Source organism: Methanolobus sp. (genome assembly GCF_016278365.1).
Classification (GTDB): domain Archaea; phylum Halobacteriota; class Methanosarcinia; order Methanosarcinales; family Methanosarcinaceae; genus Methanolobus.
Genome location: NZ_JADQBZ010000002.1, coordinates 283,178 through 298,322 on the forward strand (window position 1 = coordinate 283,178; position 15,145 = coordinate 298,322).

The 15,145-nt window shown below is 45.7% G+C and carries 17 protein-coding genes; 12 read left to right on the forward strand and 5 right to left on the reverse strand.

Annotation, left to right across the window (positions count from 1 at the left end; translation table 11 throughout):
- Positions 1-50: 50 nt before the first annotated feature.
- Both QZZ22_RS01450 and QZZ22_RS01455 read right to left on the reverse strand, forming a co-directional pair.
- On the reverse strand, positions 51-731 hold the full coding sequence (locus tag QZZ22_RS01450) for a class I SAM-dependent methyltransferase (protein ID WP_292461897.1): 681 nt from the start codon (positions 729-731) through the stop codon (positions 51-53).
- Between the two features lie 77 nt (positions 732-808).
- Positions 809-1,981 (reverse strand): hypothetical protein, encoded by a 1,173-nt coding sequence (locus QZZ22_RS01455; protein WP_292461900.1) that lies wholly within the window; start codon positions 1,979-1,981, stop codon positions 809-811.
- Positions 1,982-2,215: 234 nt separating this feature from the next.
- On the opposite strand from QZZ22_RS01455, the gene gatC reads away from it, so the two are divergent.
- The 3 genes from gatC to gatB are packed head-to-tail and all read left to right on the forward strand — an operon-like array spanning position 2,216 to position 5,356.
- Positions 2,216-2,497 (forward strand): Asp-tRNA(Asn)/Glu-tRNA(Gln) amidotransferase subunit GatC, encoded by a 282-nt coding sequence (gatC, locus tag QZZ22_RS01460; RefSeq protein ID WP_292461903.1) that lies wholly within the window; start codon positions 2,216-2,218, stop codon positions 2,495-2,497.
- Positions 2,498-2,506: 9 nt separating this feature from the next.
- Positions 2,507-3,934: an Asp-tRNA(Asn)/Glu-tRNA(Gln) amidotransferase subunit GatA gene (gene gatA, locus QZZ22_RS01465; RefSeq protein WP_292461906.1), complete on the forward strand. Its 1,428-nt coding sequence runs from the start codon at positions 2,507-2,509 to the stop codon at positions 3,932-3,934.
- Positions 3,935-5,356, forward strand: a complete 1,422-nt coding sequence (gatB, locus tag QZZ22_RS01470) for an Asp-tRNA(Asn)/Glu-tRNA(Gln) amidotransferase subunit GatB (RefSeq protein WP_292461909.1) — start codon at positions 3,935-3,937, stop codon at positions 5,354-5,356. It abuts the gene before it with no gap.
- Between the two features lie 98 nt (positions 5,357-5,454).
- Here the strand turns inward: gatB and QZZ22_RS01475 are convergent, their stop codons facing one another.
- Positions 5,455-5,805, reverse strand: coding sequence for an ArsR family transcriptional regulator (locus QZZ22_RS01475; RefSeq protein WP_292462181.1), 351 nt, complete (start codon positions 5,803-5,805; stop codon positions 5,455-5,457).
- 219 nt (positions 5,806-6,024) lie between these two features.
- Between QZZ22_RS01475 and QZZ22_RS01480 the strand changes: the two genes are divergently transcribed.
- The 5 genes from QZZ22_RS01480 (at position 6,025) to QZZ22_RS01500 (ending at position 9,836) form a co-directional block, all read left to right on the forward strand.
- Positions 6,025-6,174 (forward strand): 50S ribosomal protein L40e, encoded by a 150-nt coding sequence (locus QZZ22_RS01480; RefSeq protein ID WP_015053252.1) that lies wholly within the window; start codon positions 6,025-6,027, stop codon positions 6,172-6,174.
- Positions 6,175-6,183: 9 nt separating this feature from the next.
- Complete coding sequence (locus QZZ22_RS01485) at positions 6,184-6,927, forward strand: geranylgeranylglyceryl/heptaprenylglyceryl phosphate synthase (RefSeq protein WP_292462183.1); 744 nt, start codon at positions 6,184-6,186, stop codon at positions 6,925-6,927.
- Between the two features lie 64 nt (positions 6,928-6,991).
- Entirely contained in the window at positions 6,992-8,710 is a 1,719-nt protein-coding gene (locus QZZ22_RS01490; protein ID WP_292461913.1) for an ATP-binding cassette domain-containing protein, read from the forward strand.
- Between the two features lie 115 nt (positions 8,711-8,825).
- On the forward strand, positions 8,826-9,194 hold the full coding sequence (locus QZZ22_RS01495; RefSeq protein WP_292462185.1) for a hypothetical protein: 369 nt from the start codon (positions 8,826-8,828) through the stop codon (positions 9,192-9,194).
- Between the two features lie 30 nt (positions 9,195-9,224).
- Positions 9,225-9,836: a hypothetical protein gene (locus tag QZZ22_RS01500; protein WP_292461916.1), complete on the forward strand. Its 612-nt coding sequence runs from the start codon at positions 9,225-9,227 to the stop codon at positions 9,834-9,836.
- Between the two features lie 23 nt (positions 9,837-9,859).
- Here the strand turns inward: QZZ22_RS01500 and QZZ22_RS01505 are convergent, their stop codons facing one another.
- Complete coding sequence (locus QZZ22_RS01505) at positions 9,860-10,129, reverse strand: DUF3303 family protein (protein WP_292461919.1); 270 nt, start codon at positions 10,127-10,129, stop codon at positions 9,860-9,862.
- A gap of 155 nt (positions 10,130-10,284) precedes the next feature.
- Here QZZ22_RS01505 and QZZ22_RS01510 point away from each other — a divergent pair, with 155 nt between their 5' ends.
- A complete protein-coding gene (locus tag QZZ22_RS01510) occupies positions 10,285-10,521 on the forward strand; it encodes a hypothetical protein (RefSeq protein WP_292461922.1) in 237 nt (78 codons plus the stop codon).
- Positions 10,522-10,641: 120 nt separating this feature from the next.
- Positions 10,642-11,619, forward strand: a complete 978-nt coding sequence (locus QZZ22_RS01515) for a DUF128 domain-containing protein (protein ID WP_292461925.1) — start codon at positions 10,642-10,644, stop codon at positions 11,617-11,619.
- A gap of 35 nt (positions 11,620-11,654) precedes the next feature.
- On the opposite strand, the gene QZZ22_RS01520 is transcribed toward QZZ22_RS01515, so the two are convergent.
- Entirely contained in the window at positions 11,655-12,620 is a 966-nt protein-coding gene (locus QZZ22_RS01520; RefSeq protein ID WP_292461927.1) for a site-specific DNA-methyltransferase, read from the reverse strand.
- Positions 12,621-12,900: 280 nt separating this feature from the next.
- Here QZZ22_RS01520 and QZZ22_RS01525 point away from each other — a divergent pair, with 280 nt between their 5' ends.
- Both QZZ22_RS01525 and QZZ22_RS01530 read left to right on the forward strand, forming a co-directional pair.
- Positions 12,901-14,310: an ammonium transporter gene (locus QZZ22_RS01525; RefSeq protein ID WP_292461930.1), complete on the forward strand. Its 1,410-nt coding sequence runs from the start codon at positions 12,901-12,903 to the stop codon at positions 14,308-14,310.
- Between the two features lie 5 nt (positions 14,311-14,315).
- Positions 14,316-14,654 (forward strand): P-II family nitrogen regulator, encoded by a 339-nt coding sequence (locus QZZ22_RS01530; RefSeq protein WP_292461933.1) that lies wholly within the window; start codon positions 14,316-14,318, stop codon positions 14,652-14,654.
- Positions 14,655-15,145: the final 491 nt, after the last annotated feature.

Below are 15,145 nucleotides of genomic sequence, written 5' to 3' on the forward strand. Positions count from 1 at the left end.
GAAGGAAACTGAAGATCACCCCAAAACAGATTCCGGATTAAGATGGTACTTCAGGCTTCTTTTCTCCCCACCGCCACAAACCCGTTTACCCGGTTACCTGTCTTCGTCACAAACTTATCATTCTTGAAGAACTCTATCTCAAACCCGTTCTCGACCAGCAGGAACACCAATTCCTTTTCAGTGAAATGATGAGCGATATAAGAGACCTCTCCCGTCTGCTGGTCATAGGCAATGATGGAGCCTTCCTCCTTTGTCACCGGCAGGTCATTGATATAGCGCTCGCGATATATTCCGGAATGCCAGGTCTGCCCGAAATCCGCAAGATACAGGTAACCGCCTGGCTGCAGAACCCTGCATGCCTCCCGGATTATCCTTACACGGTCCTCTTTTGTGATAATGGTAGTCAGGAAGGCCTGCATAATGACGATATCGAAAGATTCAGGAGTGAATGGAAGAGTTATGGCATCTGCCCTGACAAATAAGGGAACCTGATAGGAATTACGGGATAATGAAGATCTCCTGGCCATCTGCAGGACCTCTGGATTGATGTCAATGCCTGTAACCAGAAAACCTTGCGATGCCAGAGGGATACTGGCATTTCCGGCGCTACAGCCGATATCAAGGATATGACAGCCGGGAGAGGTGAACCTGTGGATGACATGATCAAGTTTGATGGTTGCGGGGATATCCTTTCCCTTAAGGCTGGACCATGGGATCGTCCGGTCGTTCATTCTTTTCTCATCTCCTCTCTGGCTTCCCTGGATGGATAAGCAGGCTTTAAGCTGTACGAGATCATCTTACTTTTGAGTCATATCACAAATCCGGATGTGTCTTCGACCATACCCCTTCCACTACCGGTTTCTTCCAGTGTTATGATTTTACCTTCGGTTTCGATCTTCAGATCTAAGACATCTACAAGGTTTTCTACATATATGAAATTGAAGTTGTTCTTGAATTCGAAGATTTCTTTACAATAACTCTTCATAACCACAAAAACTCTGTTATCCTCAGCTGTAATTACCCATCTCTTATCTCCTTTTTCAGAAGGGTACTCATGAACTTTGGCTTTTTTAAATCTGTGAATGTTCTTTGTATCAGCATCATAGAATTCCATGAAATTACGTATATTATACTCCAGTCCCACAAACTCGATATTGGGTATGTAATAAGTCAGTATTGACCCGTTCCTGAAAACTATTCTCGACCATTTCCACGGAATGAGCGGACCAACGACAATTACCTTCTGAACATAGCATTTTCCGGAGAACTCCTTCTCAAACAACATTCCCTTGAAATCAAAATAAAGGTTAGCTACCCTGTAACCGAACAAGCCTTTGAAGTTTTCAGACAGCTCAGAGTTGCAGTTCTCGTCTGCCGGCTCTGTGATATCCAGACAGCATATCATCTTGTCGCCACTTGAAATATCGAGTGTGTATTTTGGAAATGACCCATGGAAACTTGCCAGGATATCCCGTGTGGAACAGGTCACTTTATCGTCTTTTACCTCAATGGTTCCCAGATGGTCAGTGATCTTTCTCTGAATTTCATCATATGCCCAGGAAACACAATATCCTTCTGTTCTATTATTCATTATCCGACTGTTCTCTACATACCTGCCATTGACCTCGATATCCCCCGCAGACCTACCGAACATGAGGAAAAACTGGCACCTTGAACCATCGTTTGCTGTGAATTTCATGAACCAGTACTCTTTCCCGAACAGAGGCAAGTCCTCGAAAGAGAAAAGTATCTCATTGATACCTTTATTCAGCTCCTTTTTCAGCAGCAATCTTTCTATTTTATCTTTACTTTCTTTAATCGTCTCGATCGAGGCCATGAACGCTTTCTTTTCAACCTCAGGTAAGTTTTTGATGTAATCATTCCTCTCTTTTATAAAATTCAGAAGCCGGTCCTTTTCGATTACAAATCTCTCTTCAAAATTTTTGTTTTTAGGTTCTTTGTCACTTATTGTGGCATTCACTTTATCACCGGTTGGCTCTGTAAAAAACTATCATGATCAATAGCATATAGCTAAGAGGCAACTACTGAGCTGGTTTCGAAAGTATAAATACTCTCATATAATAATAGTATCGGATTTTGAGTATGGGATTTTGGACGATACTTTTTGGAACCAACATTTTTAATATAATCGTTTGCTTTTCTAAGGTTAAATACAGACATACAACTATGTTATTTCATATATGAGGAACTTGCGATGATCACTAAAGAGAAGGTAGAACATATAGGCTGGCTCGCACGTATCGAGATAGATGAGAAGGAAGCCGATACGTATGCAGAGAAACTTAACTCTGTTCTGGATTATTTCGGGCAGCTTGATGAGGTTGACACTGATGGCGTGGAGCCCACCTATCACGTAATGGATGTCGTGAATGTCTTCAGGAAAGACGAAGTACGAAAGTCCCTGCCGCAGGAAGAAGTGCTTGCGAACACCGAGCACAGGCAGGAAGGCAACTTCAAGGCCCCGAGGATAATGTGAGGTATACGCATGACAGCATGGACAGACATTTCAGGCATTAAGCAACGCATCGCAGCAAGTTCTGCGGAAGAGGTTACCGCCTCATACCTTGAGACCATTGAAAAAAGCAGGATCAACGGCTTTACAACCGTCTGGGACAAGGCTCTGGAAGTTGCCCGGGGAATAGATAAGGATGGAAACAGCGGACTTCTGGCAGGAGTTCCTATCGCCATCAAGGAAAATATCTCCACCACAGGACTTTCCACAACCTGCTCCTCTAAGATATTGCAGGGCTACGTGCCACCTTACGATGCACACGTCATCGAGAAACTCAAGGCGGCAGGTGCCGTTATCCTTGGGAAGACCAATATGGATGAATTTGCCATGGGGACATCCACCGAATCCAGCTGCTACGGGCCCACGCTCAACCCATGGGATACCGGCAGGGTTCCCGGAGGCTCATCCGGTGGCAGTGCGGCAGTTGTCGCAGCAGGCGAGGTACCCTTGTCCCTCGGCTCGGACACCGGTGGATCAGTAAGATGCCCTGCGGCCTTCTGCGGTGTAGTCGGACTTAAACCCACGTATGGTGCCGTTTCAAGGTACGGGCTTATCTCCTATGCCAACTCCCTTGAACAGATAGGGCCTATGGCAACCACTGTTACAGATATTGCCATACTTATGGATGTTATCGGCGGTTACGACCACCGGGACAGCACATCCATCAACAGGAAGAACACTTACAGTGATGCCCTGAAAGATGATGTAAAGAGTCTGAAAATTGGAGTACCCGAGGAATATTTAGGGGAAGGTATTGATGAAGCCGTGGAAAAGGCTGTATGGGATGCCATAGGCAAATATGAGGACATGGGAGCTTCCTGGAAAAAAGTGTCAATGCCTCACACTAAATATGCCCTGGCATCATATTATATCATAGCTATGAGCGAAGCATCCTCAAACCTTGCCCGTTTTGATGGTACAAGGTACGGTTTAAGGGTTGAAGGGGACAACTGGCATATAATGGCCTCAAAGACCAGAGCACAGGGATTCGGTGAAGAGGTCAAGCGCAGGATATTGCTGGGTACATATGCCCTGTCTGCCGGATATCACGACAAGTACTATCTCAAGGCACTCAAGGTAAGGACCCTTGTTAAACAGGATTTTGACAGAGCGCTTTCAGATGTTGACGTGCTAATGGCACCTACCATGCCGACACCAGCCTTTAAGATTGGAGAGAAGATAGACGATCCTCTCTCACTGTACCTGACAGATGTGAACACAGTCCCGATCAACCTTGCAGGCGTGCCATCCATATCTGTCCCCTGTGGATTTGCAGACGGGATGCCTGTAGGATTGCAGATCATCGGAAAGCCATTTGATGAGAACACAATACTCAGGGCTGCCTACAGCTTTGAACAGAACACCGACCATCACACAAAAAGACCTGCAGAGGTGGCATAAATGGTATACGATAACCCGGATGGTGTCAGGATCGGACTGGAAGTACACGTCCAGTTGAACAAGCTTAATACAAAACTATTCTGTGGATGCTCTACGGAATACCATGATGACGAGCCCAACACCCATGTATGTCCCGTATGCCTGGGACTCCCGGGATCACTGCCGGTGATCAATGAAAAGGCGGTTGAGTTCGCCATGAAGATAGGGCTTGCTCTGAACTGCGAGATTGTAGGGCAGACCCAGTTCCACAGGAAGAATTACTATTATCCGGACCTGCCAAAAGGATTCCAGACAACCCAATACGATTATCCTATCGCCAGCAGGGGAAAGGTCGTAATCGAAGGTGAGGATGGAGAACGCGTGATAGGGGTTACCCGTGCCCACATGGAGGAAGACCCCGGCAAGCTGCAGCATATAGGTTCCATCGAAAAATCCAAGGGTACGTTCATCAACTACAACCGCTCGGGAATGACGCTCATCGAGATCGTCAGTGACCCGGATATGAGAAGCCCGAAGGAAGCAAGACGCTACCTGGACAAGCTCAGGAGCATACTGGATTACCTGGATGTATTCAACGGAGACCTGGAGGGTGCTATGAGAGTGGATGCCAACGTTTCAGTCTTTGGCGGTGATCGTGTGGAGGTCAAGAATATTTCATCCTTCAAGGGTGCCGAAAGGGCTCTGCTTTATGAGATAATGAGGCAGAAGAATCACATACGCCGTGGCGGGAAAATCGTCCTGGAGACCAGGCACTTCGATGAGGCAAGAGGTGTCACCATTTCCATGCGTACCAAGGAAGAGGAGCACGACTATCGCTACTTCCCCGAGCCCGACCTCGTACCAATGAGGGTTGCGGACAAAGTCCCTGATATCCTGAAGACACTTCCCGAACTGCCTGATGCAAAGCGTGAGCGTTTTAATATCCAGTACGGGATTGCAGACATGCACGCCAGGGCACTGACCATACAGATCAAGGTCGCGAATTTCTATGAGGAGGTCGCGGCAGAAGTGGACCCAAAAGATGCAGCAGTATGGGTTGCTGATATCCTCAAAGGTGAACTCAATTACCGTGACACAGATGTGGATGCATTCAAAGTGAGCGATATTATTGAGATTATCAGTCTTGTGAAACAGGAAAAGATCACCGAACAGAGCGGCGTGCAGATAATTCGCACGATTCTGGACGAGGGCGGCAAACCCCAGGACATAGTCGTGTCACAAGGCCTGCTCAAAGTAGAGGATGACATCGTTGCAAAGGCAGTGGAAGAAGCAATCACTGAAAGTCCTGAAGCTGTTACTGATTATCTCGCTGGCAAGGAAAAATCCCTGAACTTCATTGTTGGCAAGGTCATGCAGAAGACAAAAGGACGCGCCGATGCCCGTGAAGCCAGAGAGAAAGTGCTTGCCAGGATAAACAAGTAATTGTCCCCCGTGGCGTAAATCAATCTTGAGATTTGAAGGGGCATTTGCCCCGAATAGCTTTTTTTAAAAGACGGGTTAAATCTAAAGCTTCAGATGCCTCACTTGAGGTCGTGCTGGGATTCCACGTTTGCCAGGAACGCCTCGCCGCGCGGAGTTAAATAGTATTCTGTCCCGCTTTCCTTTTCCTCTTTTTCGATATAGAGGGTGTCCAGAAGCAAACCTAAGTTGAATTTCGCATGCACGTCATCCAGCTTGAACTCTTCCTTTATTTTCTCGTAGCTCATCCTGCTTTCTTCACCAAGCTTTTTCATGATATTTCTGCGCACAGGGTTCTGAAGTGCCTCGAGTCCTGCTCTGTGATCCTCGGTGGGATTTGCCTTGAGCTTACCTTCTTTCTTTGCTTTCTCATACCATTCATCTCTTTTTTTCATCAGTTCTTCGTCAGCCATAACAATCAATCATTATTAATGATGATATTGATAAATAAACTTTGCTCAAGGAAGGACAAATAATAAATCTGAGAAAGCGGATTTGAAGTAATTATATGTGGCTGAATCCTATAAGCGGCTATTGCCAAAACAATTATATGTTTTGACCTTCATGTAAGCAGCCTATCATTATTCTAATCTATCATATTACAATAACTCACTATAATACAGGTGAAGATCATGGCAAGATTCCCAGAAGCTGAAAACAGAATACTGAACAAGAAGATTTGTATGAAATGTAATGCACGCAATGCAAGCCGTGCAACCAGATGCAGAAAATGCAGCAGCGAGAGCCTGCGTCCAAAATCCAAGGAAGCCAAGGGTGGCTGATCATTCTTGATCCAAGTGGAAAAGTACCTGAACGAGATCGCAGAGCGCGAGGGTACAGTTCACTTGACACTGATCGACCCGGCATCTCAGTCTCCTGACGAAGCAGCAGAGATAGCCTTTGCTGCGGCACAGGGAGGTACGGATGCTATCATGGTCGGCGGTTCCACGGGAGCCGGAGGAGTGCTGCTTGATCAGACACTCCTTAAGATCAAAGAAAGGACAGACAGACCAACTATCCTTTTCCCCGGAAATGCTGCAGGTGTCAGCAGGCATGCAGATGCCATATTCTTTATGAGCCTGCTTAATTCCAGGGACATAAATTTTGTAACTACTAACCAGGCAATGGGAGCGCCCCTTGTCTACAAGAGCGGCATCGAACCCATCTCGATGGCATACATTATCGTAGAACCCGGAGGTACTGTAGGCTGGGTAGGGGATGCGAGACTTATCCCAAAGGGCAAGCCGGAAATAGCAGTTGCCTATGCACTTGCAGGAAAATACCTGGGTATGCATTACACATACCTTGAAGCAGGTTCCGGAGCTGACGAGCCGATAAGGCCCGAAATGATCGCTGCGGTAAAGCATGTCCTCGGAGACAATAAGCTTATCATCGGCGGAGGCATACGCGATGCTGCAACTGCAAAGCAATGTGCACTTGCCGGCGCGGATATGATTGTCACGGGTACAGTGGTTGAAAAGAACTCTCATGTCACCGCAAAGATAGAGGAACTGGTATCAGCTATCAAGACCTGATGCACCGAAAGCGATTTTCCTTTTTTATACTTATTTTCATTGATTTTCATCAGAGGTTTTGACAATGCTTGAAGTATCCGACATCGTAAAGGAATATAACTCCTGTAGTGGTAAAAAGCGTGTTCTGGGCAGCATCGGTTTTGCTGTTGCAGATGGGGAGATACTTGGAATAACAGGGAAGAGTGGCAGTGGTAAGACCACTCTTTTAAAGATACTTCGGGGAATTGAGACATTCGATCAGGGGACAATCGAGCTTGATGGAAGGAAAGTGACCCCGCAGTCCGGAGAAGAGGGAATGAGGCACCTCCAGTCTGTAAGTGCTATCCACCTGCAGCGTAACTTTGGACTGTGGAACGGACCTGCTTTTGAGAACATAGTTCGCCGGCTGAATGCACTGGAGACAGGAGATGAAAGCGTTCCGGAGCCGGATTCTCCTAATTATGACGAACTTAAGAAAGAAGCCATGGAGTACATGAAACTCGTGGGACTTGAACATAAAGCTCTCCATTCCGCGAACCTGCTCAGCGGAGGCGAGAAGCAAAGGCTTATACTTGCCCGCCAGCTTGCAGCAAAGCCTCGTTTGTTACTTCTGGATGAGCCGGTCACTATGACGGGGCCGGGCACGAAACAGGAAATGCTTGATGTCATAAAGGACCTCAAAGGAAAACTTAGCATACCCATCATTGTAGTATCACATCTTCCGGAAGTACACCTTTATCTTTGTGACCGGGTCGCATATCTTGAAGACGGAAAGATGATCGAGATCGGAAAGCCTGAGGAAGTACTCCGCCACTTTATCAAAGGCATTGCTGAGCAGATAGGAATAACTCAGATTGACAAGAAGGAGCCCGTTATAAGGGTCAAGAACCTTTCAAAGAGATTTTCTCTTTTAAGGGTTGGTGAAGTACTCAAATTCACAGACCTTTCCCTAGACATTAACGCAGGAGAAATAACGGCACTCGTCGGCCAGTCAGGTGCGGGCAAGACTACCCTGCTAAAAATGATAGAAGGCTTAAGAGTACCGAAGGAAGGAAATATATATTACCTGCATGAGGGCCAATGGACGAACATCCTGGAGTATTCGAGACAACGCATGGACCTGCGCAAGAAGATAAGTATCATGCATCAGGAGTTCACCTTATCTCCAAATTCCACCGTGCGGGAGCAGATGGCTTTCAGGCTCCGCCTTAAAGGTAAAAGATCACTGGAATATGCCAGAGAAAAAGCTGCTGAAATAGGGATATCGGACAAGGTACTGGACAGCCTTTACAGCCTTCCGGACCTGTCAGAAGAAGAAAAGGATGTGCTGATGCGGCAGATGAACCTGACAGCCGATATATATTCCCGCCTTTTCCCGTCCATCACAAAAGGAGATGTGGATGGATACGCACAAGACATCTTTGCTGCACTTGACCTCCCCCTTGAGATACTGGACAAAACACCATACCAGATAAGTGGCGGAGAACATGTGCGCGCATACATTGCCCTTGCGCTCATAACCTATCCTGAAATCCTCATACTCGATGAGCCGTTCGGGGATCTCGACCCAGTCACCCTCAGGGACGTGACCAACTCCCTCAAAAGAATAAACAGCAAGATGGGCACTACTATTGTATTGGTGAGCCATCACATGGACTTTGTCAGAGAGGTTGCGCACAGAGCAATACTAGTTGACAATGCGAAGATAATAATGGACGGGAAGCCCGAAGATGTATGTGACAGGCTTATTCGGATGAGTGATGCCAGATACCTTGAGCATGACCTGAAGGAACTGGAAAGCTGAGACCTCAATTTCTCTTATCCATTCCTACTTTTTTCAAACAGCTTTAACAGGGTTAGAATAAGATATTTATCATAACACCTACCAATTAATCATTGGAGGTTTAGAATTGAGAGATATGACCGAATTATGGAGAAAAGCCACCCTGTTTGGCATTGGCATGTGGGCCCTCACCGAAGAAAAAATTCAGGATTTCACTGATGATCTGATCGAAAATGGTGAAATGAGAAAGGAAGAAGGCAAGAAATTCGTACGCGAACTGGTAGACGAACAGAAAAAGCAAAAAGAAGAAATGGAAAACAGAATCACTGCCAGAGTACAGGATACCTTCAAAAAAGCCGATTATGCAACCAGGGACGAAGTCAAAGACCTCAAGGAAATGATGATCGGGTTGGAAAACAAGATAGATATGCTCATAAACAGGGAAAAGGCAATGCATGAGCAACCCGTACCTTCATCTTTAAGTAAAGAGGAAGAAGACATTTAATTCAAATACCAGGTATCTGGAGGAGGGAGTGTGGTCATCAGTAAAGGTGAGAACTTATTCCTTGTTTTTGCTAAATTCATCTATTCCCTGACACAGGGACCGCAGGCAACTCCTGAAAAGTCTGAAGCTGAAGTTGCAAGCTGGAGTATCCTGCCGGAAAATCCGAATGCAGGGGATGTCCTGATAATTCAGGGTAAGACAGAGCCCGATAAGGCGATGGACATCGAAGTCTCATTTTCAAGAGATGTGGCTGTCAGGGACGGCTCTTACGAGTATAGTTTTGAGGGAATCAGAATCCCAAAAGGCAGGAACCGTTTTATGGTCAGGTCCAGGCCCGTAAAGGACCTCAATTTTATAGTGAAGATGTTCATTGACTTTAAAAGGAGTTTTGACGCAAATGGAGACATTGCCGAATTTGCGGAAGATAACGTTCCTCACGGTACATACGACATACTCATCAATGGGGAAGCCCAGGAAGGCGAAAAGAAGGTGAGGCTGGATTTCACAGCCACGCAGGCCGTAAACTCGGACAGTGATGGTAACTTTAACCACAGCTATGGAACAGACGCACTTCCGGCGGGTGATTTCACCGTAAGCCTTGGAAATTCGGAGAAGAAGATAACTTTAGGACCTGCAAAGTGACATCAAATAAAAAGGGAGTTATATCAGACTCCCTTTGAGCTCATAAGTTTAATGAAATCAGTAGATTCCATTACCGGGCAACTCTCTATATAGCAAATGTCAGACCAGGGCAGATTGAATTCTGCAAACGCTTTAGCGTCATTGGTCTCGTACAGTATAAAGTACCTGCCGCCTGAAATATCCACCCACTGATTCATGATGTTTACGCCCGCCGGTGGCCTCAGCTTCTTGAAATGTTCAATTACCTGGTCACTTTCTTCGGGTTGCCATGTGCTTATACTTAAAAATAACATATTTTCACTCCTTCTATTAATTGTAGACAGAGCATGAACTCAAGATTCTACGCCCTATCCCACTTATTACAAATTGGAGTTAAAGATTATTTAACAATTTCCCCGAATGTAAACAATAGCTATGTTAAGTCATAATTTAATAAGAACTACAAGAATTGAAGATATCCCATCTACCGGATGTCACTGAAAAAGGGTATCTTAAGCTCAGATTCGATTACAGCTTTGACAGAATAGTGGTCAAGCTTGATGCAGCAAGTAATCGACTTGCATTCAGCCTCATAATATCTGCCATAATAGTAGGCTCTGTACTTATTATCCAGACACGACTGGAGCCATACATCTGGGGAAGGCCCATGCCGGGAGTTATCAGGTTTATAATGCAGGGTTTTTAGGGATGTGGCTTGTGGTATACATACTCCGGACAGGACTCATCTGAATACACACAACTTAAATAAGAGGCACGGTCTATTAGTTAGAGTGATCAGACCGGCTAAAGGCCAAATGGTGAGAAAATGACAGACCCGAATGTTGAGAGAAAACTTGTGGAAATCATGCGCATCATCAGTGAGAGTGATAAGCCTGTAGGTGCACGGCTTATTGCCGACGAACTTCACAATCGTGGCTATGCGATAGGAGAGAGGGCTGTCAGATATCATCTGAGGATACTTGATGAAAGAGGTTTCACTAAAAAGCACGGATATATAGGCCGTACCATCACAGAGCGCGGTAAAAAAGAGCTCAGTGACGCCCTTATCAGCGACAGGCTCGGCTTCATCATCACAAGGATAGAAGAACTCATATACAGGACCGATTACGATCTCAATACAGGAAAGGGAAACGTCATCGTCAATGTTACCTATATTGACAAGGACGATTTTGACAATGCTATTGATGTTGTCAGGTATGCAATGTCCCAGGGGGCAACGATCAGCTCCAAGGCTGCTATTTTCGAAGAGGACAACACAGAGTTAGACATTTATGTGCCTGAGGGCCAGATAGCTCTGGCAACGGTATGCAGTGTCACATTTGACGGGTTGCTGCTCAAAAGCGGAATACCTGTTTCCCCCGCATATGGCGGGCTGATGCAAATAGAAAAACAGGAGCCTGAAGGGTTTATTGACCTCATATCCTATAATGGCACATCTATCGATCCGATTAAATTATTCTTAAGAAGGAAAGCTACCTCCGTCCTCCAGACCTTCGACACTGGCACCGGGAGAATGCTGGCCAATGTGCGGGAGATACCTGCGGCTGCAGCATCCAAAGCCCTGGAAGTGATCGAGCTTGCCAAAAAGGCAGATATTCAGGGCCATATATGTATCGGTGAGCCCGGAGAAGAAGTATTTTATGCGCCGGTATCAAGAGGAATGGTCGGTATCCCTGTAATGGCAGGCATCAACGCAGTGGCTGCAGTAGAGGAAGCAGGCATTCAGGTAGAGACACTTCCGGTTTCCACAGTAATGGAATATAAGCTGATGAAAGAGCTTTGACAGATTCCACATTCTCTACCCGAAAGCAGAAGAAACTATCGTCTGCTTTTTTTTACAATATTCATCATTGAGAAGTAACCCCTGCCAAACTCCTGCGACAGAATGGAATAAGCCTGCCTGTCACTGACTCCCGTGCACTTTATATTATGATAGCGTTCCATTACGTTACCAGTCTCTTCTTTTGTCCAGCGTTTTCGCTGGTTGAAATGCGGATTACCGCCATTTGACCTCATCCCTGCCAGCATCCACCCGCGTTGGATGTTACTGATCTGACCAACCTGATGATCATAGGCCGTTCCGTTTATCTCAAAACCGGTAGAGTACCTCCCGAGAGAACGGGCGACCTTTGCGGTGGAAAAACTGCCCAGGAAAAAGTCACATATGAGGTCATCCTCATCCGAAGAATAAAGCATCATCTTCATAAGAAGTTCAACGGGAAGCTGATTCCTGTTCTTTGTCCTGCCCTTTTTGAAATCCCGCCCGATAGTCCATACATCCTCAAGGTCACAATACAGCATGGATGAACCCTCTGAATCCTTTTCCTCAGCACCGAAACGGCAGTAAGGATTGAACTTAACTTCTGCATTGCCCTTTTTCCGGCAGTAGAGGATATGATAATGAGAAGTCACGAATTTGTGCTTGGTGCTTACCCCGAAGTTGTATTTCCAGATCATGTGATTGATGAGCTCAAGGCCGTTCTGCTCAATGGCAAGCAAGATATCCAGCAGGTTGGTCCATCCTGAAACAATGTACATGGAACCTGTATCTTTCAGAACCCTCTTTGCCTGCTCTATCCACCTGAAAGAGAACTCCCTGTACTTTTCTTTTGAGACTTCCACATAACCTTCCACAACATATTCTTCCTTGCGATTGTAGAGCTTGTGCAACTGATCGCCTTCTATGGCAAAAGGAGGGTCAGTGATAATAAGGTCCACCATTGCATCCGGAAGATAAGTTTTCGCACCTGTGATGCAGTCCATATTGTAGTACGTGTCCCTCATCAGAGCGAAATATGCACTTACAGTATATATACACGCCTTGATATTATTATATTAATGAGTATAAATATTCAAGAGAGAGGATTTCCTGCAGCTTGGCATTAATGAGACTCGCGTACATAAGATGACTGAGCGGAAATATGAGTACTTTATACAAGACGTAATTACGGATTAATATGAATAAACCATTGTGGTAATAACCGGATAATGATTAACTATAAATAGTATAAACTCTACACTAGGTATCCGTCTACCTAATAAAACAAAATTCAGGAGTATAGCCATGATCAGAACGTTACCAAAATTTGATTCCAGAATGATATTGCAGTTCTTGCTGCTTATCAGTGTCATACTTATGGCATTTGCCGTGCCGGGTTCGGCTGAAACCGTAGAACAGAATACAGAGGATATCGCAAGTCTCCAGACTGCCCTTACATTCCTGTGGCTGATAATTGCAGGTGCCATTGTATTCCTGATGCATGCGGGATTCTCGCTTGTTGAGATCGGACTTACCCGTACAAAGAACACAGCCAACATTCTCATGAAGAATTTCATGACCATCTGTCTGGGCGTAGTTGTGTACTGGGCAGTCGGATGGGGAATAATGTACGGTGCGGATTATGCCGGGCTTATAGGCATTGACCAGTTCTTCCTGATGGGAGCTGACAACGCCATGTGGAACAGCTGGTGGTTCCAGATGGTCTTCGCAGCAACCGGTGCAACAATCGTTTCAGGCGCTATGGCTGAGAGGACCGACTTCAAGGCATATTTAATTTACACAGTACTTATGGTAGCCCTTATCTACCCTGTATACGGACACTGGGTATGGAGCGGTGCAGGAATTCTTACAAGCGGCTTCCTCGTTGATGCCATCGGTGTTGCACACCACGACTTTGCAGGATCGGGAGTCGTACACTCCATTGGCGGATATGCTGCACTGGCCGGTGTACTGGTAGTAGGGTCAAGGATCGGGAAGTTCAGGAATGGCAAGCCCCTGGCAATACCAGGTCACAGCCTTCCCCTGGCATTCCTCGGTACCCTTATCCTGGCATTCGGCTGGGTAGGATTCAACGGTGGCAGCACCCTTGACGGTAACGACCCATACATCAACCTCGTAATAGCAAACACGTTCCTGGCAGGTGCAGCAGGTTGTATCGCAGTGATGCTGATCACCTGGCTAAAGACAGGAAAGCCAGACCCTTCCCTCACAGCAAACGGAATGCTTGCAGGCCTTGTAGCAATCACAGCACCTTGTGGCTCTGTTGAGAACTGGGCAGCAATAGTCATAGGTATTGTAGGCGGTATCATAGTATACGCAGGTGTAATGTTCAATGAAAATGTGCTCAAGCTGGACGACCCGGTCGGTGCTATCGCAGTACATGGATATTCCGGAAGCTGGGGATTGCTCTCAGTGGGAATATTCTCAGTAGGCATGGGCAATGGCATACTTGCAGATGCAGTATATGCAGCAGAGGGTGTAGGACTGATCTATGGAGGATACCAGCAGTTCCTTATCCAGGTAGTTGCTGTAATAATCAGTATAGTATGGGCATTTGGTATCTCATTCATAATCTTCAAGGTGCTCGACTGGACCATAGGACTGCGTGTATCTGAAGAACACGAGATCACCGGGCTGGACATAGTAGAACATGGTATCAGTGCATACCCTGAGTTCATGATTCAGGAGGAGTGATTTAAATGATGAAGATAGAAGCGATCATAAGGCCAACAAAGATTCACGAAGTCAAGGATGCACTTGATGCAGCAGGATTTGAGAGTGTTACAGTTACCGATGTAAAAGGCCGCGGTAAGCAGAAGGGTGTAATGCAGCAGTGGAGAGGACGCAAGTATTGCGTGGACCTGCTGCCAAAGATAAAGATGGAAATTGTTGTTAATGACATAGACATCGACAAGGTCGTTGACATCATTTCAAAGGCAGCAGCCACCGGAACCATCGGCGACGGTAAGATCTTTGTTTATCCGATTGCAAAGATAGTAAGGATACGTACAGGAGAAACCGATGGAGATGCGCTTTAAGCGCATTTCCAATACCTCCTTCTACTTTTACAGGCTTTAACCCAGTATTTTCAAAAGATATAGGCTTTTTTGGTACAGGGATGTCCATTACGCGGGCTTCCTCAATTTTTCTTCATTCCAGCATTTACCGAATGTCCGTGCACATAGAGCGGAATCTGTATTACACATAGAAATAAATTGACCTGCTTTTTTGGATATGCACATACTGCACCTGACAGAGACATCATATTTTGCGTGATGATGCAACTGCAAAGATGTATGAAGATACACTGAATCTGACTATATACCTGAAAGTGCACTGCACATTCTTGATAGTGGTTTTTGAATATATGCATTCACGAGAATAGATATATATAGAATAGATATATATATATATATTAAATATAGTATATATCCGCTAATTCTATACTCAGATTTTGCAATTTAACATGAGAACTCTAGTAAAATATGTAACATACATGCGAAAGTGTATATACAGATTGGGGCGTGCT

Excerpts from the sequence above, each read along its gene's own strand:
- QZZ22_RS01505 (WP_292461919.1), bottom strand. The coding sequence starts at position 10,129 with ATGTTATTTTTAAGTATAAGCACATGGCAACCCGAAGAAAGTGACCAG.
- QZZ22_RS01515 (WP_292461925.1), top strand. The coding sequence starts at position 10,642 with ATGACAGACCCGAATGTTGAGAGAAAACTTGTGGAAATCATGCGCATC.
- gatA (WP_292461906.1), top strand. The coding sequence starts at position 2,507 with ATGACAGCATGGACAGACATTTCAGGCATTAAGCAACGCATCGCAGCA.
- gatB (WP_292461909.1), top strand. The coding sequence starts at position 3,935 with ATGGTATACGATAACCCGGATGGTGTCAGGATCGGACTGGAAGTACAC.
- QZZ22_RS01525 (WP_292461930.1), top strand. The coding sequence starts at position 12,901 with ATGATCAGAACGTTACCAAAATTTGATTCCAGAATGATATTGCAGTTC.
- QZZ22_RS01495 (WP_292462185.1), top strand. The coding sequence starts at position 8,826 with ATGACCGAATTATGGAGAAAAGCCACCCTGTTTGGCATTGGCATGTGG.
- QZZ22_RS01520 (WP_292461927.1), bottom strand. The coding sequence starts at position 12,620 with ATGAGGGACACGTACTACAATATGGACTGCATCACAGGTGCGAAAACT.
- QZZ22_RS01530 (WP_292461933.1), top strand. The coding sequence starts at position 14,316 with ATGATGAAGATAGAAGCGATCATAAGGCCAACAAAGATTCACGAAGTC.
- QZZ22_RS01490 (WP_292461913.1), top strand. The coding sequence starts at position 6,992 with ATGCTTGAAGTATCCGACATCGTAAAGGAATATAACTCCTGTAGTGGT.
- QZZ22_RS01480 (WP_015053252.1), top strand. The coding sequence starts at position 6,025 with ATGGCAAGATTCCCAGAAGCTGAAAACAGAATACTGAACAAGAAGATT.
- gatC (WP_292461903.1), top strand. The coding sequence starts at position 2,216 with ATGATCACTAAAGAGAAGGTAGAACATATAGGCTGGCTCGCACGTATC.
- QZZ22_RS01450 (WP_292461897.1), bottom strand. The coding sequence starts at position 731 with ATGAACGACCGGACGATCCCATGGTCCAGCCTTAAGGGAAAGGATATC.
- QZZ22_RS01475 (WP_292462181.1), bottom strand. The coding sequence starts at position 5,805 with ATGGCTGACGAAGAACTGATGAAAAAAAGAGATGAATGGTATGAGAAA.